Origin of the sequence: Tychonema sp. LEGE 07196 (assembly GCF_963890365.1) — a bacterium.
Taxonomy (GTDB): Bacteria; Cyanobacteriota; Cyanobacteriia; order Cyanobacteriales; family Microcoleaceae; genus Microcoleus.
On record NZ_CAWPRX010000059.1, the window covers coordinates 1 to 16,240 of the forward strand.

The 16,240-nt window shown below is 45.3% G+C and carries 18 protein-coding genes; 10 read left to right on the forward strand and 8 right to left on the reverse strand.

The window, feature by feature from the left end:
• The 3 genes from AACV78_RS07665 to AACV78_RS07675 all read left to right on the forward strand — a co-directional run.
• A partial coding sequence (locus AACV78_RS07665; RefSeq protein WP_228042644.1) for an AIR synthase related protein occupies nt 1–944 on the forward strand: 944 nt, incomplete at its 5' end.
• Nucleotides 945–1,287: 343 nt separating this feature from the next.
• Entirely contained in the window at nt 1,288–2,754 is a 1,467-nt protein-coding gene (purF, locus tag AACV78_RS07670) for an amidophosphoribosyltransferase (protein WP_194012188.1), read from the forward strand.
• Between the two features lie 773 nt (nt 2,755–3,527).
• Nucleotides 3,528–4,613, forward strand: a complete 1,086-nt coding sequence (locus AACV78_RS07675) for a fatty acid desaturase (RefSeq protein WP_194012187.1) — start codon at nt 3,528–3,530, stop codon at nt 4,611–4,613.
• 306 nt (nt 4,614–4,919) lie between these two features.
• Here AACV78_RS07675 and rbsK read toward each other — a convergent pair whose 3' ends face one another.
• Nucleotides 4,920–5,846, reverse strand: a complete 927-nt coding sequence (gene rbsK, locus AACV78_RS07680; RefSeq protein WP_194012186.1) for a ribokinase — start codon at nt 5,844–5,846, stop codon at nt 4,920–4,922.
• Between the two features lie 334 nt (nt 5,847–6,180).
• On the opposite strand from rbsK, the gene nblR reads away from it, so the two are divergent.
• Together nblR and AACV78_RS07690 are read left to right on the forward strand one after the other, a co-directional pair.
• Complete coding sequence (gene nblR, locus AACV78_RS07685) at nt 6,181–6,876, forward strand: response regulator transcription factor NblR (RefSeq protein ID WP_194012185.1); 696 nt, start codon at nt 6,181–6,183, stop codon at nt 6,874–6,876.
• Nucleotides 6,866–7,516, forward strand: coding sequence for a DUF192 domain-containing protein (locus AACV78_RS07690; RefSeq protein ID WP_445329580.1), 651 nt, complete (start codon nt 6,866–6,868; stop codon nt 7,514–7,516). The genes nblR and AACV78_RS07690 overlap by 11 nt, the downstream gene beginning before the upstream one ends.
• Nucleotides 7,517–8,043: 527 nt before the next feature.
• Here the strand turns inward: AACV78_RS07690 and AACV78_RS07695 are convergent.
• The gene (locus AACV78_RS07695; RefSeq protein ID WP_194012184.1) at nt 8,044–8,190 is read right to left on the reverse strand and encodes a hypothetical protein; all 147 of its coding nucleotides are present in this window, start codon (nt 8,188–8,190) and stop codon (nt 8,044–8,046) included.
• Nucleotides 8,191–8,452: 262 nt separating this feature from the next.
• Here AACV78_RS07695 and AACV78_RS07700 point away from each other — a divergent pair, with 262 nt between their 5' ends.
• Nucleotides 8,453–8,665 carry a DUF2949 domain-containing protein gene (locus AACV78_RS07700; RefSeq protein ID WP_194012183.1) on the forward strand — a complete coding sequence of 71 codons (213 nt, stop codon included), beginning with the start codon at nt 8,453–8,455 and terminating at the stop codon, nt 8,663–8,665.
• Nucleotides 8,666–8,723: 58 nt separating this feature from the next.
• On the opposite strand, the gene AACV78_RS07705 is transcribed toward AACV78_RS07700, so the two are convergent.
• From AACV78_RS07705 to trpC, 3 genes are all read right to left on the reverse strand, one after another.
• The gene (locus AACV78_RS07705) at nt 8,724–9,881 is read right to left on the reverse strand and encodes a pyridoxal-phosphate-dependent aminotransferase family protein (protein ID WP_194012182.1); all 1,158 of its coding nucleotides are present in this window, start codon (nt 9,879–9,881) and stop codon (nt 8,724–8,726) included.
• Nucleotides 9,882–10,126: 245 nt separating this feature from the next.
• A complete protein-coding gene (locus AACV78_RS07710; RefSeq protein ID WP_194012181.1) occupies nt 10,127–10,372 on the reverse strand; it encodes a DUF5340 domain-containing protein in 246 nt (81 codons plus the stop codon).
• 351 nt (nt 10,373–10,723) lie between these two features.
• The gene (gene trpC / locus AACV78_RS07715) at nt 10,724–11,623 is read right to left on the reverse strand and encodes an indole-3-glycerol phosphate synthase TrpC (RefSeq protein ID WP_194012180.1); all 900 of its coding nucleotides are present in this window, start codon (nt 11,621–11,623) and stop codon (nt 10,724–10,726) included.
• A gap of 106 nt (nt 11,624–11,729) precedes the next feature.
• Here trpC and AACV78_RS07720 point away from each other — a divergent pair, with 106 nt between their 5' ends.
• Together AACV78_RS07720 and AACV78_RS07725 are read left to right on the forward strand one after the other, a co-directional pair.
• The gene (locus AACV78_RS07720; RefSeq protein WP_194012179.1) at nt 11,730–12,065 is read left to right on the forward strand and encodes a DUF433 domain-containing protein; all 336 of its coding nucleotides are present in this window, start codon (nt 11,730–11,732) and stop codon (nt 12,063–12,065) included.
• Entirely contained in the window at nt 12,062–12,421 is a 360-nt protein-coding gene (locus tag AACV78_RS07725) for a DUF5615 family PIN-like protein (RefSeq protein WP_194012178.1), read from the forward strand. Before AACV78_RS07720 ends, AACV78_RS07725 begins: the two co-directional genes overlap by 4 nt.
• Before the next feature lie 262 nt (nt 12,422–12,683).
• Here AACV78_RS07725 and AACV78_RS07730 read toward each other — a convergent pair whose 3' ends face one another.
• The 3 genes from AACV78_RS07730 to AACV78_RS07740 all read right to left on the reverse strand — a co-directional run bounded on the left by AACV78_RS07730 (nt 12,684) and on the right by AACV78_RS07740 (nt 14,913).
• Nucleotides 12,684–13,088, reverse strand: coding sequence for a helix-turn-helix domain-containing protein (locus AACV78_RS07730; RefSeq protein WP_194012177.1), 405 nt, complete (start codon nt 13,086–13,088; stop codon nt 12,684–12,686).
• A complete protein-coding gene (locus tag AACV78_RS07735) occupies nt 13,072–13,371 on the reverse strand; it encodes a type II toxin-antitoxin system HigB family toxin (RefSeq protein WP_194012176.1) in 300 nt (99 codons plus the stop codon). The genes AACV78_RS07730 and AACV78_RS07735 overlap by 17 nt, the downstream gene beginning before the upstream one ends.
• Before the next feature lie 102 nt (nt 13,372–13,473).
• Nucleotides 13,474–14,913, reverse strand: a complete 1,440-nt coding sequence (locus tag AACV78_RS07740; RefSeq protein ID WP_194012175.1) for a helix-turn-helix domain-containing protein — start codon at nt 14,911–14,913, stop codon at nt 13,474–13,476.
• 215 nt (nt 14,914–15,128) lie between these two features.
• Between AACV78_RS07740 and AACV78_RS07745 the strand changes: the two genes are divergently transcribed.
• A complete protein-coding gene (locus AACV78_RS07745; RefSeq protein ID WP_194012174.1) occupies nt 15,129–15,629 on the forward strand; it encodes a DUF2273 domain-containing protein in 501 nt (166 codons plus the stop codon).
• 87 nt (nt 15,630–15,716) lie between these two features.
• A partial coding sequence (locus tag AACV78_RS07750; RefSeq protein WP_228042645.1) for a hypothetical protein occupies nt 15,717–16,240 on the forward strand: 524 nt, incomplete at its 3' end.

Below are 16,240 nucleotides of genomic sequence, written 5' to 3' on the forward strand. Positions count from 1 at the left end.
CTCCAGGAGTTGCTGCAACGGTTGACTGCAATTCTCGCTATGTTTATCTTGACCCCTACGAAGGTGCAAAAGCGGTAGTTGCTGAAGCGGCGAGAAATTTGAGTTGTGTTGGTGCTGAACCTTTGGCTGTTACGGATAATCTCAATTTTGGCAGTCCTGAAAAGCCTGTTGGATATTGGCAGTTAGCGTCTGCTTGTCGGGGAATTGCTGATGCTTGTCGCGAGTTGGGAACTCCTGTTACTGGCGGTAATGTTTCTCTTTACAATGAAACGGTTGATGCTGGGGGGAATCCTGTACCAATTTATCCGACTCCGGTCATCGGAATGGTGGGGTTGATTGCAGATTTGACGAAGATTTGCGGCCAAGCTTGGCAAAAAGAGGGAGATTTCATTTATCTGCTGGGAATTGGGGATGTATCGGAAAATGCTCAGGTGCAAACTTCGCCGACTTTGGGCGGTTCGGAATATTTGGCTGCTGTTCACGGTACGATCGCGGGTAAGCCACCAGTTATAGATTTTGATTTGGAAAGACGAGTGCAAAAAGCTTGTCGGGATGGCATTGGCAGCGGTTGGGTACGCTCTGCTCACGATTGTGCGGAGGGAGGAATCGCGATCGCCCTGGCTGAATGCTGCATTTCTGGTAAACTTGGTGCCAAAATCCACCTTTACCCAAATTCGGCACAGTCTCAGCGTTGGGATGAATTGCTATTTGGCGAAATGGGAAATTGTATTTTAGTTTCGGTAAGTCCTGAAAATGATGCTGCTTGGACATCCTACTTGCAGGAGAATTTGGCCGGTAAGTGGCAGAAAATCGGCTTGGTTGGTAGTACCGAATCGTCTTTGCGGGTTTTTACTACCGACAAGGAGCCGTTAATTGAGGTTACGATCGCAGAACTGGGCGATCGATACTACAATGCCATTGAACGCCGCATAGCTTCTGCCTGAAAGGTTGCACAAGCTGGAACGGATATTAGCCGCCTAACTTAATTAGTGGAGATAGCAAAATTTTAGACTCTAGTTGGGCTCCGGTGATTCCTCTGTTGGGGAGTAAACCTAAAATCTAAAATCTCAAGTGGAGAGAGTAAAATTTTAGACTCTAATCGGGCTCAGCTAATTCCTCTGTTGGGGAGTAAACCTAAAATCTAAAATCTAAAATCTAAAATCGAATGACAGATCCGTGGCAACATTAAGGGAGTGTTAAGTTATACGGCATCTTCCCCAACCAAACGCACCGGTGAAATTGCCCCGCTTACGTACCGTCCCCATTACATACAAGCCAACCCAATCTATGATTCCCAACCATTCCTTCGAGGCTGACGAGCATTCTAGCAAACCCGATAAGCCAGAGGAAGCTTGCGGCGTTTTCGGTATCTACGCACCGGGTGAAGATGTAGCCAAGTTGACCTACTTCGGTTTGTATGCTTTGCAGCACCGGGGTCAGGAATCTGCAGGAATTGCCACCTTTGAGGGTGAAACAGTCCATCTGCACAAGGATATGGGACTGGTTTCCCAAGTCTTCAACGAATCGAATTTAGGTCACTTGCCGGGTAACTTGGCCGTTGGACACACTCGCTACTCTACTACGGGTTCGTCGCGAGCGATCAACGCTCAACCTGTGGTAGTCGAAACCCGTTTGGGAAGTCTGGCTCTAGCACATAACGGGAATCTTGTCAATACTAAAGAATTGCGGGAAGAATTGCTGTCTCGCAACTGCGAGTTTGTCAGCTCGACGGATTCAGAGGCGATCGCAGTGGCGATCGGTTCGGAGGTAGACAAGGGTAAAGACTGGCTCGAAGCAGCGATCAGTGCCTTTGGTATGTGCCAAGGAGCCTTTAGTTTGACGATCGCCACCCCGATCGGCGTGATGGGAGTCCGCGACCCCCACGGCGTTCGCCCGCTGGTAATTGGCACTCTCCCCACAACTCCGGTACGGTACGTTTTAGCGTCGGAAACTTGCGGCTTAGATATTATCGGTGCTGAATTTTTGCGGGATGTAGAACCGGGGGAATTAGTTTGGATTACAGAAGAAGGTATGGCTTCCTTCCACTGGAGCCAGCAGCAAAAGCGCAAACTTTGCATCTTTGAAATGATCTATTTTGCTCGACCTGACAGCATTATGGAAGGTGAAAATTTGTACAGCTACCGACTGCGGATCGGACGTATGTTGGCAGCAGAATCTCCCGCTGATGCTGATATAGTCATCGGCGTTCCCGATTCTGGAATCCCGGCGGCGATCGGCTTTTCTCAAGCTTCCGGCATTCCTTACGCCGAAGGATTAATTAAAAATCGCTACGTCGGGCGCACTTTTATTCAACCGACTCAGGCCATGCGGGAGTCAGGAATCCGCATGAAACTCAACCCTCTCAGAGATGTGTTGGACGGAAAGCGAGTAATCATTATCGACGATTCGATCGTGCGCGGCACTACCAGCCGCAAAATCGTCAAAGCCTTGCGGGATGCGGGCGCGACCGCAGTACACATGAGAGTTTCCTCGCCGCCGGTGACTCATCCTTGTTTCTACGGAATAGACACCGACAATCAAGATCAGTTGATTGCTGCTACCAAGTCAGTCGCAGAAATCGCCACTCTAATGGAGGTGGATTCCTTGGCTTTCTTGAGTAGAGAGGGAATGCTGAAGGCGACTAACGAAGATACGAAAAGTTTCTGTTCGGCCTGTTTCACGGGCGATTATCCGATCGACATTCCAGAAGTGGTAAAACGGTCTAAGCTGATCTTAGAAAAGGCTGCGACCTAGAAAAACCAAACGCTAGAAAGCGATCGCGCATCAGTCGATTTAAGATTGACTTGTTCGCGCGTGCGGAATGTGAGTCCGCACGCGCGAACAAATTCCGATCGAGTGTCAATCGACCGGATATGATATGACTTGCAGCGCAGTCAATCTAGGAGTTTGAACGAAAATCTAAAATGCTTGAATTCTCGACAATTTTTGGGGGATTTCATCCATTTTTGAGCGATCGCTTTCAACAATTTATGAATTTTAAAAATTTTCTGAAAAGTCTTGCCAAGTGTGTGTAGAAATGTTAAATTAACTTAGCTATTGCAACTCTTGCAGAATTAGTGAATTGTAGCGAATTGCCAGTTGGGTAGAACTTGCGGGAAACCCAAGACTCGGATTTGAGGTTTGAGATTCAATAAAAAATCTAAAATCTAAAATCTAAAATCGCTCGGCCTTCCCTACACTATCGTTAACAATTCCTGCCGGAAGCGCTATAGGCCACCTGCGGACTGGAGGTACTGCCTCCAGAAGTGCGATATCAGATTAAAATCGCATTTCGTAACTAACAACGAACACAGGAATTTTTTTTAGATAACAGGGTCGATCGCACTAAATTTTCCCACACAAGTATTTGACAAGCCAACTTGCTTGAGAATCGCGGGAAGGCTATTCATGCGAACTAAAGAACTTTAGAAACCCTTGCAGAGTAAAAAATATGGCTCCTTGCGAGCCCAAAGTGAAAGTTAAAAGGCGAAATGCGGTTTCTCAAGTCAGCTTAAATCGGAAACTTCGTGCAATCAAATACTCTTCTCAATCCGCCGAGCGATAAAAGCTCATCCTCCCGTACAAAAGAGTTACCTTTTACTCTTCAAGATGTTAAAGCAGCCATTCCAGCCCATTGTTTTGAACCCTCGACAGGGAAATCTCTAGCTTATTTCTTTTTAGATATTGGCATCATCGCAGGTTTATATGCGATCGCCTACAGCCTCGATTCCTGGTGGTTTTATCCAATCTTTTGGTTGATGCAGGGAACCATGTTTTGGGCGTTGTTTGTAGTAGGCCACGACTGCGGGCACGGTTCATTTTCTAAGAAAAAATGGCTGAACAACCTGATCGGACACCTCTCCCACGCTCCAATTCTCGTACCCTTCCACGGTTGGCGGATCAGCCACAGAACCCACCACGCGAATACAGGCAGCTTGGATAACGATGAAAGCTGGTATCCGGTGTCGGAAAGCAAATACAATCAAATGCCATGGTATGAGAAGCTGGGACGCTTTTATTTGATGTTATTTGCCTATCCAATTTATCTGTTTCGCCGATCGCCCGATCGGGTAGGTTCTCACTTCATGCCCGGTAGCCCGATTTTCCGTCCTTCCGAAAAATGGGATGTGTTGACGAGTTCCGCATCCTTGGTATTGATGGTAGGCTTTTTAGGCGCATTAACCTACCAATTTGGTTGGTTGTTTTTACTCAAGTTCTACCTGGTTCCCTACGTAATCTTCGTAATGTGGCTGGATTTGGTAACATTCCTGCACCACACAGAAGCCGATATTCCTTGGTATCGCGGAGATGACTGGTATTTCTTGAAAGGTGCGCTATCTACGATCGATCGCGATTACGGATTCATCAACTCCATCCATCACGACATCGGCACCCACGTCGCCCACCACATTTTCTCGACAATGCCGCACTATCACTTGAAGGAAGCAACCGAAGCAATTAAACCAGTGTTGGGCGATTATTACCGCAAATCAACCGATCCAATTTGGAAGAGTTTTATTCGCTCTTACTGGGATTGTCACTTTGTCTCCGATACAGGTTCTGGGGTTTATTACGAATCGCCTAACACTCGGCCATCGTCCGAAGTTAAGTAGCTTCAACTAGACAATAAAATACCCCAAGGACTCACTCTGGGGCGATCGGAAACCGGGTTTTTTTGACAATAATTCTTCGCACTAACCTGTAGATTAACTGAAAAACCCGCTGTATGGGCCCTCGCGTGCGTCAGCCCTGACGTAAAAACCAGACTTCTTAAAAGAAACCTGGTTTTTTCATTTTTTGTACTCGTTATATCAAGTCCGATCGATTACCATAACAAACACGGCACGCGCGATCCAATTTATTGCTATCAATCGATCGGACACACCGTACAAACTGCCGTCTTCCTATCGATCGAATATTTAGCCAATAAGCCTATTCTGTAAAAAACGATCGAACGTTGCGCGATCGGGCATAGCAGCTTGAGCGCCCGCTTTCGTTGCACACAGAGCGCCCGCTGCTGCGCCCCACACCACTGCTTCGCGGAGCGATCGACCGCCATCTAAAGCACAGGCCAATCCGCCGTTAAAAGCATCGCCAGCAGCCACAGTGTCGATCGCCTCCACAGCAAAAGCCGGCACAAAAAAGCTCTCATCTGCAGTCACCGCCACCACCCCGCGATCGCCCAATTTGACAATAACATTTTCGACACCGCGTTCCTGCAACTGTTTAGCCGCTGCCATCGCCGTTTCCGTGTCATTCACCGCAAAACCGACTAACTGGCCAGCTTCCACTTCATTCGGCGTGATAATGTCAATTAGCGGATAAAGTTCGATCGGCAAATCCCCCACAGCCGGTGCAGGATCGAGAATCACTCGCACCCCCGCTTCACGGCCAACTCTAGCAGCTTTTCGGACAACTTCCAGGGGAATTTCTAACTGTAATAGCAGCGATGTAGATTGGGGCAACAGTTTTTTCAGACATTCTATATCTGCTGCACCAACATTGTTATTCGCACCCGGAATCACAATAATGTTATTTTGACCGCTATCATCTACCGCGATAATTGCCACACCCGAATGAGTGGTTTTATCTATCAATACATTCTCTGTATTTAAACCATAAAATTGTAAATTAGTCAATAATTCTTCAGCAAATTTATCATTGCCGACGCGACCGACGATGTGGGTACAAGTTCCAAGACGCGCGGCGGCGACAGCTTGATTTGCTCCTTTGCCGCCGCCGGCCGTCAAAAAATTGCTACCGATAATAGTTTCCCCCGGCTGCGGTAAACGGGGAGTTTTTGCTGCTAGGTCAATATTGATACTGCCGAATACGATGATACTCATTGGGAATTGTTGACTGTTGACTGTTGACTGTTAACTGTTGACTGTTAACTGTTGACTGTTGACTGTTGACTGTTGACTGTTGACTGTTAACTAATAACTAAGCTGTTGCGGCATTTAAATTGTATGTCAAAAGAAATAAAACTCTTGTGGGATGGGCATCATGCCCGCCCTGAATATAGGATTCAAAGGCGCGACAACTTAACAACTAATAATCACCAACTAATAACCAATAACTAATAACTAATAACTAATAACTAATAACCAACAACCAACTGCCAACAACCAACTGCCCTCAAACGTGTTACAACAGTTATGGTCTTCACCGGTCAATTCAATGGCTGCAATTACTTTCGATCGCAATCCCCGTGTCCTGCTAGTAGAAACAGACGAAGTTCTCGCCGGACACTTGAGTCTCGACTTAAAATCTTCAGGCTACGAACCGGTAATAGCTTCAAATACCGCCGCCGGCCAACATTTAGCCCGTGAATTGCAGCCAGCTTTGATTGTAATCGATCGCATACTCGGCCCTGAGTCGGGACTGTCGCTGTGTTCTCACCTCCGAAGCAGCGGCAATCGGGTACCGGTGTTATTATTGATCGGTCGTGATACAGTTGACGATCGCGTGGCTTGTCTGGAAGCTGGGGCGGACGATTATTTTCTCAAACCTTACCGCACTGACGAGTTTTTGCACTTGGTACGCTTGTATTTGCAGCCGGAACGCCCCAGCAGCGAACAGTTGAGGTTTGGCGATTTAGTTTTGGATTTGGCTTCTAGGCGCGCCCTCCGCAACGGACGGACGATCGACCTGACGATGAAAGAATTTGAGCTGCTAAAGTATTTGATGGAACATCCCCGCGAGGTTTTGACTCGGGAACAAATTCTAGAGAATGTTTGGGGTTACGACTTTCTGGGCGAGTCGAATGTGATAGAAGTTTACATCCGCTATCTGCGGCTCAAGATTGAAGATGAAGGCGAAAAACGCTTGATTCAGACGGTGCGGGGTGTTGGCTACGTGATGCGTGAAGCTTGAAGCAGTCATTAGTCATCAGTCCTTAGTCATTAGTCAGTTGTCAGTTGACAGTTGTCAGTTGTCAGTTGTCATCACTCAACGCAGTCAACAGTCAACAGTCAACAGTCAACAATCTAAAATCATTATGAGTTATTTCGCTACTTTCCTGAATATTGGGGTAATTATATTTTTGCTGGCATGTTCGCCGGCTTTACCTGTCGCGGATGCTGGTGTTACTGGCATTTTAGCCTCGCAGTCTCCGACGGCGACAACATCGGGTCAAGTGCTGCCTATTTCTGCTAGAGCTCGGATAGCCGATCGCCAGATCGAACTCGAAGTCGCTAAAACATCGGAACAACAGGCTATGGGTTTAATGTACAGAACTTCTCTGGCCGATGACAGAGGAATGCTGTTTGAGTTTAAACCGGCGCGGTGGGTCAATTTTTGGATGAAAAATTGCCAGATTTCTCTGGATATGATTTTTCTGCGGGATGGAGTAGTCACAGCTATCGCAGCCGAGGCACCTCCCTGTACAGCCGAGCCTTGTCCTACCTACGGGCCTGATACTCCTGTCGATCGAGTGATCGAACTTCGTGGGGGGCGGGCTGCTGAACTCGGTGTCAAAGTGGGCGATCGGATTGCGATCGAGTTTTTCCAGTAACAATTATCACCCGTCATAGCGTTTCCGGTTGCATCGGAATAATCAAATCTAGTCAACAGTCAACACTCAACCATTCAGTTTTTTGACCAGTCAACAGCCAACAGTCAACAATCAACAGTCAACAGTCAACAATCAACAGTCATGTATGAGTTCAACCGGAATTGATATCACTCTCCGTTCAGATACGGCTGAGTTCGGCTTTGTATAACCAGCAAAAATTTATAAAGTTTACAAAAATTTACAAAATTTGTTAGATTATTAATGTAAGATTCAGCACAAATAGGAAAAGATTTGCTACGATGTCAATCTCAGTCAGTCTAGACTTGAGCTTGTTTGCGGAAGCTGTAGATTGTGGGTAGCAGGTATGAGACGAGTCAGCGACTCGTTATCAATCCTGAGAGACGGTGGTGGTCTCCAAGACCTCGATCGCCAAAGGCAATTTTCTGGAACTTCAGGCGATCGACCTCAATCTACTAAACCTATCTGAAGTAAGATGCGACGCGCTAAATTAATTGGCAAAGTTGATCTCAGGTAGCAGATTCGGGTTCGAGCAAAATATCTGACCAATATTGCGGCAGTAAATTTGCGGATTCTGCATTTTCGCAGATGAAGCTAGACTCTGAACCTGGTTTATTAGTTTTAGGTAACAGAATTTCTTCAGATTCGCGTTGCATAATACCGAGGTATTCAGTTTAGGTTTTGATCGCGATCTATTGAGCGATCGGGCCATCCGCAAAAGTACAAAATCTTTTGCTTTTTGGGAAAGATTGGCTTTCAACTCCCACCCAGCACTAAGTTTCACATTTGCAACAACCGCTAATACTGTTAAAACAGCTAAGCCACGGTTAAAAGACAGATTTAAAACTGGCTTATTACTAATCACAAACATCAGGTTCACATCAGAAAATGGTGTCCTATACTTGGAGGCAAAATGACATGGCACCCGCTACTTACACTAAATTAATTCGATTTTTACAAGAAGATTTGGCGATTTCTCCCGCTTCAATAGCCGTAGCCGAACGTCGCGGCGACAAACAGCGGCAGCGCGACAAAGACCCGAATTCGTTGCCGATGGTTCTGTGGCAGTACGGTTTAGTTACTCTCGACCAGTTGGATAAAATCTTTGATTGGTTGGCGCAAGCATATTAAAAGGATTTTAGATTTTAGATAATAAAATCCCAAATCCAAAATCCTTTAATAACTTAGATTAAGATTCTGCCAAAAGTTTCGCAGCAGCGGCAACGCCGGCACCAGGAGTATAGCCTTCATGGCCCAATTCTTGCAATACGACTTCCAAGGCGGAAATAGCTGCTAGAATATCGCGATCGCACACAAAGCCCAAATGACCGATTCGGAAGATTTTACCTTTCAAATGGTCTTGTCCATCGGCTAGAGCAATATCAAACTTCTTTCTCATCAAAGTCCGCACTTTTTGAGCATCTACAGATTCAGGCGGCATCACCGAAGTAATCGCAGGGCTGGCTGCACCGTCAGCCGCGAACAACGGCAAACCCAAAGCTTTTACAGCAGCGCGAGTAGTTGTCATCAACCGTTTGTGCCGCGCGAAAACGTTTTCTAACCCTTCGGCTTTCATCATCTGCAATGTTACTTGCAGTCCAAAAAACATATTGACCGGCGGAGTAAAAGGAGTGGTATTTTTGGCAGCGTCTTTGCTATATTTGCCCAAATCCAAATAATAGCGGGGCAGCGTCGCAGTTTTGTAAGCTTTCCAAGCTTTCGGACTAACAGCCACAAAACCCAAACCTGGGGGAATCATGTAAGCTTTCTGAGAACCAGAAGCAATCACGTCAATTCCCCAAGCGTCCATCGGTACGTTGGCAGCACCTAGACTGGTGACAGCATCGACCATGATTAAAGCTTCGCCGTGGGCTTTGACGTGGCGGTTGATGGTTTCGAGGTCGTTGAGAACGCCCGTGGAGGTTTCCGAGTGGGTGATGATGACAGCTTTGATTTGCTTTTCTGTATCAGCTTCCAGTTTTTCGCGGAAATTTTCCGGGTCTAATTGTTGGCCCCACTCGGCTTTGATGATTTCGACATTTAAACCGTAGGCTTCTGCGACTTCGGCCCAGCGTTCGCCAAATTTACCGTTGGTGCCGACCAAAACTCGATCGCCCGCACTCAAGAAATTAATTATCCCAGCTTCCATCGCGCCGGTACCGGAAACAGTCAAACTCAGCACGTCACTTTTTGTTTGGTGCAGCCATTTGAGGTTTTCGGTACATTCTCCAAAAATCGCATCAAATTCCTTGCTGCGGTGGCCCATCGGGTGTTTGGCCATCGCCAGCAAAGCCGCTTCCGGCACCGGTGTCGGGCCGGGAATCATCAGCATTAATTTGTTGTCCATAATCCTGTCCTAACTTTTTCTGTGGGAGTTATATAGCTAGCCTAAATGAATTGTGTAACTCTTGTAGGGGCTTTCCCCCCGTGATAGCCCGCCTTGTGCTGGGGTAGAGACGGCTCGACGCTCGCGTCGAGCCGAACGGGGCACTACCCCTACGGATTTGCAGAAATGATTTAGGTTAGCTATATAGAATAAATCAAAAATTGAAACTTTAAAGTCTGCACTCTAAGTTTTTTAACTTTTAACTTTTAACTTTTAACTCCCGTAGAGTTAGTTTCATTTAGAGACCAGCGATATTCTACCGCTAAGTTCGATCGCTCGCAGCTTTGTTCTAATTGCTTTTGAATCGCCAGGGCTTTGCGGAGTGTAATAATAAGTTGGTGAACTTGTTGCTGCTGCGGCGATTGTGGACTGACAGCCAACATTGTTTTGCGTTCTAACAATTGAAGTAGCAATTCATAATGAATGTACGAAGGCAGGGGAATTGGCTCCATGAAAGCTAAAATACCTCAGCGAACAGACACCCCATTACAATTGCATGGGGCATCGCAGGTGGACATTAGATGCCTGATTTTTTATCGGTTTGCTAGCCGTACAAAAACCCCAGCTTTGCCGATCTAATTTTCGGGGCTGGGTGCGTTGTTAGCGCTAAGTTTCGCGATCGACTAACCAGAGCGAATAGATTTAATTGGTTTTTTGCCAGCTATTTCTATGAAATATAGCTGCGAAGGCTAATTTTTCATAAATTAAGCGCCTGAGTCGATACAAGCCAGAAATGCTGATTATTTACATACTTAATCATTTTCTATCAGAATTCAGGGGTGTTTGTCAAGCGGTCTGGCCTTTTAGGTTTGCGGATGAGCCTTGGCTAGGGAGGCTAAAGCAGCACCCGGATCCGGCTGTTTGACTAGGGACTCGCCGATGAGGACGGCTTGGACTCCGGCGCTGGCCACTCGTTTCAAGTCGTCTGCTGTGTGGATTCCTGACTCGCTGACGGTGAGGATGTTTTTTGCTTGGATGTCGGTTTGGCGATCGGCTAATAGTTGACCGGTAGTTTCTAGGCTGACGGAAAAGTTTTCTAGGTTGCGGTTGTTGATGCCGATTAGTTCGACGCCTTGTAGGGTTAATACTCGATCGAGTTCTTCGAGTGTGTGAACTTCGATTAAAGCTGTCATGCCCAATGTCTTGACAATTTTCACAAAGTATTGTAAGTCTTTGTCAGATAGAATGCTGGCAATTAACAATACAGCATCTGCGCCGTGAATCCGAGCGAGATAGATTTGGTAGGGATAGATAATAAACTCTTTGCAAAGTAGCGGCAATTCGACGGCGGCACGGATTTTAGAGAGGTTGTCGAAGCTACCTTGAAAAAACTTTTCATCGGTGAGTACGGAGATGCAGCTAGCGCCGTTTTGTTGGTATGCTTGGGCGATCGCCACGGGATCGAAATCTTCACGAATTACGCCTTTGCTGGGGGAAGCTTTTTTGACTTCGGCGATGATTGCGGGTGTGGTTTTACCGTTTTTTAGCGCGCCGAGGAAGTCGCGGATGGGGGGCGCGAAGGGGAGTCTTTTGTGAAGTTCGGCTAAGGGCGTGCGATCGCGCTTTTGGGCCACTTCTGCTTCTTTTTGCCAGACGATTTCTTCGAGGATGTGGCGGGGTTCGGAGTCGGGTACGGCGATTTCGTAGCTGAGGTAGAGTACGGAGACTGAGGTGCTGGGGGGACGGCGGCGGATTTGAAGCATGATAGGGGGGATTAAGGGCGATCGCGACAAGTTTCTATTATAGAATGTCGATCGCCCTTTGCAATTATGATAAAATCTTATTAACTAAGTATTCGGAGATAAACCGATGCAACTAGAAGACTATTTTGAATTTCTCGACCCCGATGACATCCGCATCAAAGGACATCGGATCGGTATCGACGACGTGATTAAATATTACTTGGATGGATATTCGCCCGACCAAATTCTGGAAGAATTACCGAGTCTAAATTTAGAGAAAATTTACGCGACACTAACTTATTATCTGCAAAATCGGAGGCAGATGGATGCTTATATGTTGCGGCTGGCGAAGTGGCGGGAAGAACGCTATCAGGAATGGTTGGCTAAGGAACCTTCTGAGGTAGTAAAGCGTGTAAGAGCAATCAAAGCACAGCGAGAACAGGAGTTACTTCTACTCAATTGAAAATTCGTTTTTTACTCGATGAAAATTTGCCACCTAAGCTCAAAAGTGCTGTTTTAAAACTTCAACCGGAGATAGATATTTTGCGGGTTGGCGACGCAAATGCACCGCCATTAGGAACCCTAGATCCAGAAATAATCAGCTATTTGGAATCATCGCAAAGGCTATTGGTAACGGATAACCGCAAAAGTATTCCCGGACATTTGGAGGAATATTGGGCGACGGGAGGACAAATTTGGGGATTGTTTTGGGTGCGTCCAAGTGCAAGTTTAGGCAGATGGGCAGAAGAAATTGTGACAGTTTGGGAGACTTCGGAAGCTGAAGAATGGATTGATAAATTGGATTGGATTCCATTATAAAAAAGTGATGATAAAGTGCGTGTAGCTTAGCTATCTCGTAGTAAATCGCACTTTGGGGACGCCAAAATTCCTTCGCTAACTCGCAAGTCCGCCGGGGGTTGAAAACCCCCGTCTCATAGCGAAAGTCCTCTTTTAGAGGACTGAAAAGCCAATTAAATAAACAAAGGTCGATCGCAAATTTCTAAGATGGATCGGCGATTGAAATCGCGTCTAAACAAATGAAGTCCGCCTGCGCTGACTACAGAGATATGAAAGATTGTAATTAATTAAATATAAACAAACTCGGATTGACATCAAAAAACTTTCCCAAAGCCTCAGCTTGTTTTTTGGTAATTTCTAGCTGGTTATTAATGATTTGAGTTACTATCTCAAGTGTGTCCATAATTTCTACTAAATCCGCTGGCTCTAGATTTCTAGCATCCATCAAATGAAGAAGTCTTGAGTGGGGCGTTGAAGCATTTATTTGATAATGCGTTTCTTCAAAATCTTCAATTAGTTTGACTAATAGTTCTAGGAGGGTATCTTCTTCGGGGGTTAGATTGTTCCGAGAAAGCAAGCTTTCAACTATTTCTAAAAATATTTCGTTTTCATCTTCATTTTTGATAATGCGAGGTTGATATTGAGATAGCAAGCTGCTGTACCTGTCGGAGTCAAAAGTAAGGGTCATTTTTCCAGTTGTTGTTGTCATATTCTGCATGAGTCAAAATGTACTTGATATAAACAATCTGCTTTTGATAGTTAAGACTTACAATTAAGCGATATTTATTTCCTTTGACATTGAAAATTGTAAAATTTCCAACTGCTTCAGCTTGAGGATAAATAGTTTGAACTTCAATAAGTTTATTCCAGTTGGCTTGACTAGCAATTTTGTACCAATCATCGAGGGCTTCGCAGGAATCAGCATGATTTTGGCAGTAGTCTCTTAATTTTTTGCGACTGATAACGTGCATTTAGCGATCGTTCAGATGTTTTGCAGATACCTAATTCTATCAGATTTAAGTGCGAACGGCTAAAACCCCAATTTTACTAAAAGGGCGATCGGGCTTCTTGTTCTATTTTGGGGAATAGTTCGTTTTGAGATACTCTTTTAGTACGGGTGCAAGGGTGAAAAATGTGCGTGAAGCGTAGCTATCCCGTAGGGAATCGCCCTTTTGGATTTTTTCAATTAACGAACGCCTTCCCAAGGATTGCATAACTTTCAAAAACTGCGATCGGGATAATTGCAGATTCTCTGGCACTTTTGATATGGAAACTGGCGCGGCTTCACTCGCTAGCCATGACATTACCTGTTTTTCTGACTCGGATAAGCGATTAAATGGCTGATGCAGTAAAGATTCTAAATCGCCTAAAAATAGTGGATCGTCAGACAAAAATTCCGAGAGGCTGCCGTTAAACAAATCTTGAATCATTGTAGCAACTATTTTCAACCACAAGGGATTGCCTTTGTATTGTTCAATTAGTTCTGACCATTTTTCATGTTCCGCTAAACCTTTTTCTCTGAGGATTTCCCCCGCAACCGCACCTAAACCATTCAGTTGTAACGATCGCACTGGTTGGTTTTTGCCTTCTAATACGGCAATTTCTCTGGGTGTTTCCCAACTAAGCAACACTAAGCAACTGTTATGAGATAATTCTGCTACTTGTCGAAATAGCGTGCCGTAATCTTCATATCCAGGTTTGTAATCACCAGCGAGTTGTCCGCTACTATTTACCATTTGTACGTCATCGAGTATCAGCAGACAGCGGTATTTTTGCAAGTATTCCAGTAGGGGCAATCCCCCCGTGGTTGCCCCTTCTTCTGGGGAGTGGGCGGGCACGGGGGCACCGCCCCTACGGAAACATTGAATTATATTTGTTTGAAGTATTGACAGGGGTGGAGATGTGGCGAGACTTCGCCAGATGACGAAATCAAATTCATGTTTGATTTGTTGGACAAGTTGGGCGGCGAGTGCGGTTTTGCCAATGCCTACTATGCCTAGTATGGCGAGTAGGCGGGTGTTTTCGTGGAGAATCCACTGTTTGAGGGTGGCGAGTTCGGATGTGCGATCGTAGAAAATGCCAGACTTAGGCATTTCAGCTAACAATTGACGCACTTTGGGTTCAGTATTGCCTTTGTTTAGAGGTTCTTCATCAATTGGTGAATTGGGGACTTTTGGGGACTGTGAATTATTTTCACAGACGTTGACGTTACCAATGTGTACACAATCTTTATTATTGAAGTTCCAGAGATTTGAGAATTTTACTTGCTCCAATCTGACTCTAAAATTTGCTTTATTGACTTCTTCGCCTAATACTTCTGATAGTAGCTTCCATAATGCAGAGGCAATATCTTTAATGTGACCTTCACTACAGTGAGACTCATCTGCTATTTTTGAGTATTTCTGACCTTGTAAAGTTCCCCGCAGTATCACTTCTTGCAGATTGTCTAAGTGTTTTCCCGTATTGATAAAAACTAGGTCGTCGGCAAGTTTTAAGACTTCTTGAACGTCCATAAGTCTGGTTGATGCTGGGGTTTTGCCTATTATATCCTACTTTATCCGTCTTTTTCCGACCCGATCGAGTTTGTCCAGCTTTTTCTGGCGTGGGTAAATGGTAAATGATATAAAAGTGCCTACTTTACCCGACTTTTTCCGACTGGACAAGACTGAGATTTTATAGTCACAATCATATTTAAGAGGCACTATTATAGCTTTCCCATAGTAAAAAAATGACTTCAGCATTATCCCTCCCCCAAGCAAACTTAAAAATGGCTCTCTGGCAAGTAGATGCCGATTCAATGAGTAGTAGCGAGTTGTATGTCTGGTTAAATGATTGCGGCTTGCCCCACGAAGTCACCATCAGATTGCACGAGTTGGCTAGCTACACGAAAAAAGCTGGTAACAAAGTTTTGGCTGTAGGGAAAATTGTTCTGATCAAAATTATCGAGTTTGTCAAGGCACATCCTAATTTAGCTACGGGCATTGCTATAGGAGCTGCTGTGGGGCTATTGGCAAGTTCAGTACCAATTATAGGTCCACTGTTAGCGCCATTGGCAGCAGTGCTAGGTATAACTGTTGGTGCGATCGCGGGACATAGACTAGATCAAGGCTACCGTCAAGTAGATGGCATAGTTGGAGTAACACAAGACTTTATTCAAATCGCCCGATTGTTTTTTCAACTACTGATTGATGTCTTCAATGCAGTTTTTTGCAACGTGATCACTGCTTAAATAAGAAAATTTGAAAAAATCAGGAGACTTAATATGTCAGCAAATAAAACCCTAACTAAGGAGCAAATCCTTAAAGCGATCGAGCAATTGGAAAAAAATCCTCATGATAAGCTAGGAATTTTAGCTGAGATTGGGATTGGTGTGGTAGGTGCTGGTGCTGCTGGTGCTGCTGTTGCGGCTTTCGGCGGTACATCCATATTGTTTGGGCTAATAGCGGTTGCACCCCCAGTAGGATTGGTTGTTGGCGGTGCAGCATTAGGTGCAGCAGCTCTCGTTGGAGCAAAGAGGATCTTCTTTGATAGCAATTTCAACAAAGGGAAACAAGAAGAAATTCTCAAACAGTTAAAAGAACTGCTAAGAGAGGTTGAAGCAAAAGAAAGAGCATCTAAGCTTGAAGACAGTGACAAGACAAAATTTATCGTTTCCTTGAAAGAACCAGTTAGGTTCGATCTCATTAGCCCTAAAGAAGCTCAGGATTTAATGAGGGCTGTCGAAACTGGTAAAATGCCTATCAAAGAGGCAATTGAGATTGTTCAGGCTATAGTTGCAGCAGCTCAACCCCAATCTAGCAATTCTAAATCAGTCGTAAATTTTTTACCCCCCCCCAACCC